At 51.0% G+C, this 11,723-nt stretch carries 11 protein-coding genes; all 11 read left to right on the forward strand.

The genetic code is table 11. The annotated features are described in order from the left end of the window. Positions 1 to 109 precede the first annotated feature (109 nt). The 11 genes from ACI31J_RS05345 (at position 110) to glyS (ending at position 11,606) form a co-directional block, all read left to right on the forward strand. Positions 110 to 559: a GatB/YqeY domain-containing protein gene (locus tag ACI31J_RS05345; RefSeq protein ID WP_439773404.1), complete on the forward strand. Its 450-nt coding sequence runs from the start codon at positions 110 to 112 to the stop codon at positions 557 to 559. Between the two features lie 184 nt (positions 560 to 743). Beyond that, positions 744 to 1,721, forward strand: coding sequence for a choloylglycine hydrolase (gene bsh / locus ACI31J_RS05350; RefSeq protein ID WP_439773405.1), 978 nt, complete (start codon positions 744 to 746; stop codon positions 1,719 to 1,721). A 191-nt stretch (positions 1,722 to 1,912) separates the two neighbouring features. Further along, positions 1,913 to 3,139 carry an argininosuccinate synthase gene (locus ACI31J_RS05355; RefSeq protein WP_439773406.1) on the forward strand — a complete coding sequence of 409 codons (1,227 nt, stop codon included), beginning with the start codon at positions 1,913 to 1,915 and terminating at the stop codon, positions 3,137 to 3,139. Beyond that, positions 3,129 to 4,520, forward strand: a complete 1,392-nt coding sequence (gene argH, locus ACI31J_RS05360; RefSeq protein WP_439773407.1) for an argininosuccinate lyase — start codon at positions 3,129 to 3,131, stop codon at positions 4,518 to 4,520. The genes ACI31J_RS05355 and argH overlap by 11 nt, the downstream gene beginning before the upstream one ends. Before the next feature lie 152 nt (positions 4,521 to 4,672). Further along, a complete protein-coding gene (locus ACI31J_RS05365; RefSeq protein WP_439773408.1) occupies positions 4,673 to 5,701 on the forward strand; it encodes a PhoH family protein in 1,029 nt (342 codons plus the stop codon). Continuing rightward, positions 5,670 to 6,149, forward strand: a complete 480-nt coding sequence (ybeY, locus tag ACI31J_RS05370; protein WP_439773409.1) for an rRNA maturation RNase YbeY — start codon at positions 5,670 to 5,672, stop codon at positions 6,147 to 6,149. The genes ACI31J_RS05365 and ybeY overlap by 32 nt, the downstream gene beginning before the upstream one ends. Then, on the forward strand, positions 6,133 to 6,531 hold the full coding sequence (locus ACI31J_RS05375; RefSeq protein WP_439773414.1) for a diacylglycerol kinase family protein: 399 nt from the start codon (positions 6,133 to 6,135) through the stop codon (positions 6,529 to 6,531). Before ybeY ends, ACI31J_RS05375 begins: the two co-directional genes overlap by 17 nt. A gap of 13 nt (positions 6,532 to 6,544) precedes the next feature. Beyond that, positions 6,545 to 7,450, forward strand: a complete 906-nt coding sequence (era, locus tag ACI31J_RS05380; RefSeq protein ID WP_439773410.1) for a GTPase Era — start codon at positions 6,545 to 6,547, stop codon at positions 7,448 to 7,450. A 17-nt stretch (positions 7,451 to 7,467) separates the two neighbouring features. Then, positions 7,468 to 8,253 carry a DNA repair protein RecO gene (gene recO / locus ACI31J_RS05385; protein ID WP_439773411.1) on the forward strand — a complete coding sequence of 262 codons (786 nt, stop codon included), beginning with the start codon at positions 7,468 to 7,470 and terminating at the stop codon, positions 8,251 to 8,253. Between the two features lie 286 nt (positions 8,254 to 8,539). Next, the gene (glyQ, locus tag ACI31J_RS05390; protein ID WP_439773412.1) at positions 8,540 to 9,526 is read left to right on the forward strand and encodes a glycine--tRNA ligase subunit alpha; all 987 of its coding nucleotides are present in this window, start codon (positions 8,540 to 8,542) and stop codon (positions 9,524 to 9,526) included. A gap of 1 nt (position 9,527) precedes the next feature. Beyond that, a complete protein-coding gene (gene glyS / locus ACI31J_RS05395; protein WP_439773413.1) occupies positions 9,528 to 11,606 on the forward strand; it encodes a glycine--tRNA ligase subunit beta in 2,079 nt (692 codons plus the stop codon). Positions 11,607 to 11,723 lie beyond the last annotated feature (117 nt).

The following is an 11,723-nucleotide window of genomic DNA, read 5'->3' on the forward strand; positions in this document are numbered from 1 at the left end:
TGAAATCTGAAGCGGCACGGAAGCGCAAGAACAAGCGTGGTCGTCGTTACTAAAAATGTTTGCTCCTACCTTTGGTGGTGGGAGCTTTTTTTGACTGGAGGAGAAGACAATGAGTTTATTGAAGCAATTACAAACAGATATGATTACGGCAATGAAGGACCGGGACAAGGATACCCTAGCAGTGGTCCGGATGTTGAAGGCAGCGGTCCAAAATGCCCAGATTGAAGCGGGACACGACCTGACGCCCGATGAGGAAGTTGCCGTAATGTCACGGGAATACAAGCAGCACAAGGAATCATTGGCAGAGTTCCAGAAGGCGGGCCGGCAAGACCTGATCGATAAGACCAACAACGAATTGAAGGTCGTTGAGAAGTACCTGCCAAAGCAGCTCTCTGCAGATGACGTCAAGAAGATTGTCAGCGAAACTGTTCAAGAAGTTGGCGCCGCCAGCATGAAAGACTTTGGCAAGGTCATGGGGGCCGTAATGCCAAAGGTCAAGGGACAAGCTGATGGTAAGCTGGTTAACCAGGCTGTCAAGGAAACACTGAGCAACCTGTAATTTGATTTTCTAAACGGTTAGTCCCGTTCGATACGGGCTGGCCGTTTTTTGCTCTAATATAGGGTGCGTTTTAGGCGATTTTGCTGACTTGCGCCTGTAATTTTTCTAATAATTGCATTAATAGGGAGATTGTGATTATTTAGTGTTAAAATACAGGCTGAATAATTATTTGGAGGTAGATAAGGTGTGTACTTCAATTATTTATAATGCTGGTGATGGTTACTTTGGTCGCAACCTGGACCTGGAAGTTTCCTTTGGCCAACAAGTTGTGATTACTCCCCGGGACTATGCTTTCAACTTCCGGAAGATGCCAACTATGGATCATCATTACGCAATCATCGGGGTGGCCCTGGTTAAGGATAACTACCCGCTGTACTTTGATGGCGCCAACGAAGAGGGGCTGGGGATGGCTGGCCTGAACTTCGATGGCCCTGCCCACTTCTTTGACGTGGAAGATGGCAAGGACAATGTCTCGCCGTTTGAGTTTATCCCGTACGTCCTCGGCCAATGCAAGAACGTGGCAGAGGCTCAAAAACTGCTGGCTAACCTCAACTTAGTCAACATCAACTTCTCTGATCAGCTGAAGTTGTCGCCGCTACATTGGCTGATTGCGGACCGGTCTGGCAAGTCCATTGTCGTCGAATCAACCGCGACGGGTCTGCACGTTTACGATAATCCAGTTGGCGTATTAACTAATAACCCGGAGTTTCCGCAGCAGCTGACTAATCTGGCTAACTACCAGAGTGTTTCACCAGCGGAACCGGCCAACACCTTGACTCCTGGGGTGGACTTGAATAATTACAGCCGGGGAATTGGCTCCCACCTGCTGCCGGGCGGGATGGATTCCGAAAGCCGTTTCGTCAAGGAAACCTTTACCAAACTGCATGCACCGGTGGGAAAGAGCGAACGGGAAAACGTTACGAACTACTTCCACATTCTCCATGCGGTTGACCAGCAGAAGGGTTTGGATGAGGTTGCCCCAGATACTTTTGAGTACACGATCTACTCTGATGGCGTTAACCTGTCTACGGGGACCCTTTACTACACGACCTATGAAAACAGCCAAATCAATGCGGTTATCATGCGCAATGCTAACTTAAACAGCGGTGATTTGGTTTCCTACCCAATGCTTAACGATCAGGCTATTAACTACCAAAACTAAAAAATAATTTTGCCCGTCGTGGTGAACGCTTTCGTGCTCACTGCGCCGGGCTTTTTTAAGGCTTTTCAATATACAATATATTTGCATATTTTGCATAAATCACGATTAATTTTAAAATATTGTTGATTTTTATGCAATATAAGCGTATATTCATAATCAATCTTAAATCAAGCGAATGGAGGACGAGATAAATGACAAAAGAAAAGATCGTTTTAGCATATTCTGGTGGCCTTGATACTTCGGTTGCAATTGCCTGGCTGAAGAACAAGGGGTATGACGTGATTGCCTGCTGTATTGATGTCGGTGAAGGCCTGGACCTGGATGCCATCAAGCAGAAGGGGGAGGCAATCGGTGCTTGGAAGTCGGTGGTGATTGATGCCAAGCGCGACTTTGCGGAACAATTTGTCCTGCCAGCTCTGCAGGCCCATGCGATGTATGAACAAAAGTACCCGCTGGTATCTGCCCTGTCTCGTCCACTGATTGTCCAAAAGCTGGTTGCAGTGGCCAATAAGTATGGAGCCACCGCCATCGCCCATGGCTGCACTGGGAAGGGAAACGACCAAGTTCGTTTTGAAGCGGGTATTCACGCCTTAGCACCCGACATGAAGATTGAGGACCCGATTCGTGACTGGCACTGGTCACGGGAAGAAGAAATTCAATACGCCAAGGATAACGGCATTCCGGTGCCGATCACTAAGGCTAGCCCATACTCAATCGATGAAAATCTCTGGGGACGGGCCAATGAATGCGGGATCCTGGAAGACCCGTGGGTAGCGGCTCCGGCAGATGCCTACGCGCGGACCAAAGCGATTGAAGACACACCTGACACCCCGACTACATTGGAAATCTCATTTGAAGAAGGGGTTCCAACCGCCATTAACAGTGAGAAGCAACCGCTTGACCAGCTGATTATGAAGCTTGACAAGGTAGCTGGTGAAAATGGGGTTGGCCGGATCGACCACGTTGAGAACCGGCTGGTCGGGATCAAGTCTCGTGAAATCTATGAATGCCCAGCAGCAACGGTCCTCCTGGCGGCCCACAAGGATCTGGAAGACCTGACCCAAGAACGGGAAGTGGCCCACTTTAAGCCAATCGTGGAACAAAAGATGAGCGAGATCATCTACAATGGCCTTTGGTACTCCCCGTTAATGAAGGCAATGGTGGCCTTCATTGACCAGACCCAAAGTGTTGTCAACGGGACCGTTCGGGTCAAATTGTTCAAGGGCAACGTCATCTGTGAAGGACGGAAGTCACCAAATTCCCTTTACGATAAGAACCTGGCTACCTACACGGCGGCCGATGAGTTTGATCAGGAAGCGGCTACCGGCTTCATCAAGCTTTGGGAACTGCCAGATAAGGTCTACGCACAAGTTCAACAGAATCATCAGCAGACCAAGGAGGTTCACAATGCCGATTAAGAAGATGTGGGGTGGCCGGTTTGAAGCCGCGGGTGACCAGCTCGTTGACAGCTTTGGCGCCTCCATCGGCTTTGATCAGGCGATGGCCAAAGAAGATATCATGGGGTCTTTAGCCCACGTGAAGATGCTGAAGGCTACTAAGATCCTGTCGGCCGCGGATGCCGACCAGATCATCGCAGGGCTGGAGAAGCTGGCTAAACAGTTGGCTAGTGAAGGGCTTCCCTTCACGGTTGAAAATGAAGACATTCATATGAATATTGAAGCCCTGTTGACGAAGGAAATCGGGCCAGTCGCCGGGAAACTGCATACGGCCCGGAGCAGAAATGACCAGGTTGCCACCGACCTTCACCTCTACGTTAAGGAACGCCTGCCCAAGATCATTGACTTGCTGGTTAAGTTGCAGGAGGCGTTGATTGACCAGGCGGCGGCCAATGTGAAGACGGTGATGCCTGGTTACACCCATATGCAGCACGCCCAGCCGATCTCATATGGCCACTACCTGCTAGCCTACTTCCAGATGTTTCAGCGGGACGTGGAACGGTTTCAATTTAATATGAAGCACACGGATCTTTCACCGCTCGGGGCGGCGGCCCTGGCGGGGACGACCTTCCCGATTGATCGGCAGCTGAGTGCACAGCTTCTGGGCTTTAGTGCCCCCTATGCCAATTCCTTAGACGCGGTCTCGGACCGGGACTTCGCCCTGGAATTTCTGAGCAATGCCAGCATCCTGATGGTCCACCTCTCGCGGCTGTGTGAGGAGCTGATCTATTGGTGCAGCTACGAGTTTGGCTACATTGAACTGGCTGATCAATATGCAACGGGAAGCTCAATTATGCCGCAGAAGAAGAACCCGGATATGGCTGAACTGATTCGGGGGAAGACGGGGCGGATCTTCGGTGACTTGACGGGCCTGTTGACGGTGATGAAGGGGTTGCCGCTGGCCTATAATAAGGATATGCAAGAGGACAAGGAAGGGATCTTTGATGCCGTCAAGACGATTATCCCGAGTCTGAAGGTGATGACGGGGATGATCCAGACCCTCCACGTCAATAAGAAGCGGATGGAGCATGCCACCCACCACGATTTCTCAAACGCCACTGAGTTGGCCGACTACCTGGCGACGAAGGGGATTCCCTTTAGAAAAGCACACGAGATCGTCGGTGAGCTGGTCTTGAAGGGCTTGAAGACCGGGACGAACCTGGCGGATATTCCGTTGGACCAGTACCAACAGATCAACCCGAAGATCACTGCTGATGTTTATGAAGTACTCAAGCCACACGTTGCGGTTGCCCGTCGTCATTCCCTTGGCGGAACCGGCTTTGATCAAGTAGAAAAGCAGCTCGCGGCCGCTAGAAAAATAATCGCCCAAAACCAACAATAGTCAGCAGTTAAGGATAGTCAGCAACTTGTTTGCCCGGCTATCCTTTTATTTTTGCGGGAGCGCGCTTTGCCGTTGTTTAGTATTATCTGATTATGACCGGCTGTGATATAATCAATTGCAGATTATTAACTACTAGAAGGGAACATGCTTAATTGGTAGAAAAGAACGACGAGATTGAACAAACATTTCAGATTGACACTCCTGAGATCGAGGTCGGGATCCTCGGCCCGCAAGACAAGTTTGTCAGTCTGATCGAACAGGGGATGGATGTGACCATCAACCCGTTTGGCGGCAACCTGAAGGTGAAAGGAAAAGAGGAAGACGTCAAGATGACGGTGGACGTCTTCCATGCCCTGATCGACCTGCTGAACCAAGGAATCCGGATCCACAGTACCGACATTGTCAGTGCAATGAAGATGGCCCACCGGGGGACGCTGGAATACTTTGCCGACCTGTATAGCGAGACCATCATCAAGGACCGGCGTGGTCGGGCCATTCGGGTGAAGAACTTCGGCCAGCGCCAGTACGTCAACGCCATGAAGCATAACGATATCACGTTTGGGATCGGTCCAGCCGGGACTGGGAAGACCTATCTGGCGGTGGCCATGGCGGTGGCAGCCCTGAAACGAGGCGAAGTCGAGCGGATCATCATTACCCGTCCGGCTGTGGAAGCAGGGGAGAGCCTCGGCTTTCTGCCTGGTGACCTCCAAGAGAAGGTTGATCCTTATCTGCGGCCGATCTATGACGCGTTAAACGATATTTTCGGTCCAGACCATACCCAGCGGTTGATGGAACGCGGCGTCATCGAGATTGCCCCCCTGGCCTACATGCGGGGACGGACGCTAGACGGGGCCTTCATTATTTTGGATGAGGCTCAGAACACGACCAATTCCCAGATGAAGATGTTCTTGACCCGGTTTGGCTTCGGTTCCAAAATGGTCGTCAACGGGGATATTTCGCAGATTGATTTGAAACATGGTGTGCGTAGCGGACTGGTCAGTGCGCAACGGATCCTGCAGGATGTGCGGTCGATTAAGTTCGTGACCTTCAGTTCTGAGGACGTGGTTCGGCACCCCGTCGTTGCCCGAATCATCACGGCTTACGAAGAAGCAACTACGAAGAAGGCAGAAAAAGCAAAGGAGCAAGCAGATGGATCTGACAATTTACGATCAGACAAGTAACGGCATCAGCCAATGGCAGCGAGAATTCATCGAGGAGATCCTCCAGTTCGCTGCCAAGAAACTCGACATGGCAGACAGCACGGAGATGTCGGTGACTTTGATGAATAATCCGGCAATCAAGAAGATCAATGCCCAGTACCGGGGCGTTGATCGGGCTACCGATGTGCTTAGCTTTGCGGCGGAGGAGAGCGGCGACGAATCACCGATTATCATGGATCCCGAATTGGCGGCCGAGCTACCGATCAACTTAGGGGACCTGTTTATTTCGGTCGACAAAGTTGCTGAACAGGCCAAGTTCCTCGGCCATTCAACAGAACGTGAACTGGGATTCTTACTGGTTCACGGTTTCCTGCACCTAAACGGCTATGATCATGAACGGCCGGATGATGAGAAGAAGATGTTTGCCTTGCAACGGGAGATTCTCGATGAATATGGGCTCACACGATAACCATCAGGTAACCAAGAACCACCACCTCTTTCAGGCAATGGGCCACGCCTTTGACGGGATCGTGGCGATGCTCAAAGAAGAACGCAACATGCGCTTCCACGTTCTGGCGGCGATGCTGGCGGTCATTGTCGGTTGGTACCTGCGGATCAGCACGACCGACTGGTTATGGATCCTGCTGGTGATCTTCTTGGTCTTTGCTGCGGAATTCTTGAACACGGTCACGGAGGCGGTCACCGACCTCCTGTCCAATCACCACTACGACATCAACGTTAAGAAGGCTAAGGACGTTGCCGCCGGGGGAGTTCTTCTGGCTGCCTTGTTTGCAGTTGCAGTGGGGCTGATCATCTTCTTGCCACGGTTCTATGCATTAATTATTAGATAGGAAGTAATGATAAATGGATAATCCAGAATACAAGTCCGGCTTTGTTGCCCTGATTGGCCGGCCAAACGTTGGCAAATCAACGCTGTTAAACTACATTGTGGGGCAAAAAGTCGCCATCATGAGTAATGTGGCCCAAACCACCCGTAATAAGATTCAGGGAATCTACACCAGCCCGGAAGCGCAGATCATTTTCATCGATACGCCCGGGGTTCATAAGCCCGCTACCAAGCTGGGTGACTTCATGGAGCGGTCAACAATGTCGGCCCTGGATGAAGTCGATGCAGTTCTCTTTGTTGTCAGTGCAACGGATAAGCGGGGACCTGGCGATGACTTTATCATCAATCGGCTCAAGCAGGTTAAACAGCCAATCTACTTGGTAGTTAACAAGATCGATCAGGTGAGTCCCAATGACTTGCCGGATATCGTGGCCCAATACCAGGATGCCCTGCCGTTCAAGGCAGTGGTCCCAGTCTCAGCACTGCAGGGCAACAACGTCAACAACCTGTTAAACGAAATCATTGCCGGTCTGCCGCACGGCCCACAATATTACCCAGCTGACCAGATCAGCGACCACCCGGAGCGCTTCGTGATTGCGGAGATGATCCGGGAGAAGATCTTCATGCTGACCCGGGAGGAAGTTCCACATTCAGTGGCCGTTGATGTGACCTCGATTAAACGTGAAGACGAAGAACACATTCATATTTCGGCGAACATCATCGTCGAACGTCCTGGCCAAAAGGGGATCATCATCGGCAAGAAGGGGCAGATGCTTAAAAAGATTGGGACGATGGCCCGTCAGGACATCGAGCACCTGCTCGGCGACAAGGTCTTTTTGCAACTGTGGGTCAAGGTGGTTCCAAATTGGCGTGACAAGTCCGCCATGCTCAAGGACTACGGTTACCGGAATAAGGACTACTAGAACAAGGGGGAGTGACCGTGGCTCGGGAAGTAACTGACTTTAACGGAATCATTATTTACCGACAAGACTACCGAGAGCGGGACCTCCTGGTTAAGATGCTGACCGATAAGATCGGCCCGGCAATGTTCTTTATCAAGGGTGCAAAGAAACGCGGCTTTCGGCTTGCAGCCGATATCCTGCCTTTTACCCATGGCAGCTACATTGGCTCACTAGCTGATGATGGGCTGAGTTTTATCAACGTTGCCAGTGAGACTCACCAGTACCGAAATATCATTGCCGACATCAGCAAGAACGCCTACGCAACCTATATTCTTTCCCTGGTGGACCATGCCTTTCCCGATGGGCGCGGGATTGGCGGCTGGTTTAACCAGGTCGCTGCGGCCCTGGAACGGATTGATCAGGGCGTCGATGAGCAGGTGGTTGCTAACATTATTGAAATCCAGCTGTTGGTCATGTTTGGGGTGGCGCCTAATTGGGACCAGTGTGTCGTTTGCGGCCAGGAACAGGGACTCCTTGACTTTTCAGAACAGTCTGGAGGGATGCTGTGCAGCCGTCACTGGTACCTGGACCCGCACCGGATGCATCTTGACCGGCGAACGGTCTACTTCTTACAACGCCTGGCCCACGCCAACCTGCAGAAGGTCCGCACGATTAATATTAACCCGGTCACTAAACGCCGCATCCAGGCGGTTATCGACACCATCTATGATGATCAGGTCGGCTTAAAGCTCAAGAGCAAGCACTTTATCGATGAAATGCACCGTTGGGAACAAAAGATGGGAAATTTATCGTCAAATGATTGACTTTCAAAGGGACTTTATCTATTATTAGGTACGTATTTAAGAAACACTTCAATTGAATACAAACAGCCATGACGGAGATTAATGGTGGTCAGTGCCAATGCAGCGAATGGGGGAGAGTGAAAGCCTCAGACTGGCTCACCACCACGGGCCCTCTATCAGCTGGATGAACTAAGCTGTTTTGCAGAAATGCAAAAAAGCAGGGTGGAACCGCGAATTAAACTCGTCCCTGCAGTTACTATTTTAGTAACTGAAGGGACCTTTTTATTTAGAGAAGGGAAGAATAACGATGACAACGAAGAAGCTAAGTGTCCAAGACATCATCTTTACGCTTGAACAATACTGGGCTAAGCAAGGCTGCATGCTGATGCAGGCTTATGATAATGAAAAGGGTGCCGGGACCATGAGTCCTTACACTTTCCTGCGGGCAATCGGGCCAGAACCATGGAACGCCGCCTATGTTGAACCATCACGGCGGCCAGCGGACGGTCGGTATGGGGAGAACCCGAACCGGTTGTACCAACACCACCAGTTCCAGGTGATCATGAAGCCATCACCGGACAACATCCAGGACCTTTACCTGGGCAGCCTGCGGGAACTCGGCATCGAGCCCCTGGAACACGATATCCGCTTTGTGGAGGATAACTGGGAGAACCCTTCAATGGGTTGTGCCGGGGTTGGTTGGGAAATCTGGCTTGACGGAATGGAGGTCACCCAGTTCACTTACTTCCAGGTCGTTGGTGAATTACCGATGAACCCGGTTGCCGCAGAAGTTACCTACGGCTTGGAACGGCTGGCTGAATACATCCAAAACGTCGATTCCGTCTACGACCTGGAGTGGGCAGATGGCGTTTTATATGGTGACATCTTCAAGGAACCAGAGTATGAACATTCCAAGTACGCCTTTGAGGAAAGCAACCAGGAAATGCTCCTGCAGGCCTTCAATGATTACGAAACAGAAGCTAAGCGCCTGATCAAGCTCGGTCTGGTTCACCCGGCCTATGACTATGTTCTGAAGTGCAGCCACACCTTCAACCTGCTTGATGCGCGGGGAGCAGTTTCCGTCACGGAACGAGCTGGTTACCTGCACCGGATTCGGATCATGGCTAAATCCATTGCCAAGGCCTTCGTTGAAGAACGTCGCAAGCGGGGCTTCCCATTGATTCACGACGAAAAACTTCGGCAAAAGACGCTTGATGAATACACTAAGCGAGCGGAAAAGGAAAAGCAGCGGGCAGCAAAACGGGCTGCCAAGGCACAGAAGGGGGACAAGTAACATGGCTAATTCATACTTATTAGAAGTCGGTGTTGAAGAAATGCCAGCTCACGTGGTAACGCCAAGCATTAAGCAATTGCATAAGCGGGTGGCCGACTACTTAAAGGAGGAACGGATTTCCTTTGACAGCATTAAGGAATACGCAACCCCACGGCGCCTGGCCCTTTTGATCGACGGCCTGGCTGACAAGCAGCCAGACGTTGACGAGTCCGTGAAGGGCCCAGCTAAAAAGATTGCTCAAGATGCCGATGGTAACTGGACCAAGGCCGCGATCGGTTTTACCCGCGGCCAGGGAGCCACGGTCGACGACATCGAGTTCAAGGACATCAAGGGTGTGGAATACGTTTTTGTGGAGAAACATATTGCCGGAAAGCCGGTTGCTGAAGTCTTAAAGGGTCTCCCAGATGTCATCACGGCGATGACTTTCCCAACCCTGATGAAGTGGGGCTACAACAACCTTCAGTTTATCCGGCCAATTCGCTGGTTGGTTTCCTTGCTCAATGACCAGGTCGTACCTTTCAAAATTTTAGACGTTGAGGCCGGTCGGACGACCCGTGGGCACCGTTTCTTGGGTCACGACATTGAGCTGAGCCAGGCGACGGATTACGAGGATGCCCTCCACGATCAGTTTGTGATTGCAGATGCTGCTAAGCGTAAGCAGGTCATTACTGACCAGATTGATGCCATCGTTGAAGAAAACAACTGGGTAATCGACAAAGATGCTGACTTGCTGGAAGAGGTTAACAACCTGGTCGAATGGCCAACTGCCTTTGCCGGTTCCTTTGATCCTAAGTATTTGGTTCTGCCTGATGAAGTTTTGATCACCTCGATGAAAGATAACCAGCGTTTCTTCTACCTTCGTGATCACGATGGCAAGCTCTTGCCACACTTCATTGCGGTCCGTAATGGGAATAGCGCGCACCTGGACAACGTGATTAAGGGGAACGAGCGGGTGCTGGTTCCACGGCTGGAAGATGCTAAGTTCTTCTTTGAAGAGGACCAAAAGATCAGCATTGACCAATACGTTGAACGGCTCAAGCGGGTCAGCTTCCATGACAAGATCAGTTCAATGTATGACAAGATGCAGCGGGTCGCCGTGATCGCCCGTTTGATTGGTGAACGGCTTGGCCTGGATGATACCGAACTGGCAGACCTTGATCGGGCGGCTCACATCTACAAGTTTGACCTAACGACGCAGATGGTTGGCGAGTTTGCCGAACTCCAGGGGATCATGGGTGAAATTTATGCCAAGATTTTCGGCGAGAAGGATGACGTTGCCGTAGCTATCCGGGAACATTACATGCCAATCTCTGCTGAGGGTGAATTGCCACAGACCAAGCTCGGGGCAATCCTGGCAATTGCTGATAAGCTTGACAGTATCATGAGCTTCTTCGCCGTTGGCATGATTCCATCAGGCTCCAACGACCCGTACGCACTGCGGCGGCAGGCTTTCGGAATTGTCCGGATTATTAATGACCGCAACTGGCACCTGCCGCTGATGGGGATGCAGGAAGCGATCGTTGAGGCTTATGACGAGGCAGCATTGAAGCCGGACTTTGACTTGACTGCTAACCAGGACCAAGTACGCCTGTTCTTCCTTGACCGGATCAAGCAACTGTTTGCCGGTGAGAAGTTACGCCACGACATTGTTGATGCAGTTACTGATACCAAGGGTGTCGACATCGCCAACGTGATTGAAGCTGCTGAAACCATCGACAACCATAAGGATGATGCGGACTTCAAGGGAGCCGTTGAGGCATTGACCCGGGTTCTGCGGATTGCCAAGAAGGGTAAGTTTGGTGCTGAGACGCCAACCGTTAACCCTGACCTCTTTGTCAACCCGTCAGAGCAACAACTCTACGATGCCGTTGAAGGAGTCAAGAAGGAGTTTGCTAACCGGACCGTTGCCGAAAACTTCACGGCCCTGCGCGCTTTGGCACCAGTGATCAGTACCTACTTTGAAGAGAACATGATCATGGATAAGGACGAGGCTATTCGGCAGAACCGCCTGGCTCAATTAACCATCCTGGCTCGCTTAGCAGCGGTCGTTGGTAATCTGAATGATTTGATCGTCAAGTAATAAGGGCTTTTGTTTGAAATACTCGCAACTTGTGGTATCATATATATTAAGTGAATTATGGTTAAATGATTGATTGGAGGGTCGCATTCCGTTGGGTTGCGGCCTTTCGTTACTGTT

It is taken from the genome of Limosilactobacillus sp. (assembly GCF_051873075.1).
GTDB lineage: Bacteria > Bacillota > Bacilli > Lactobacillales > Lactobacillaceae > Limosilactobacillus.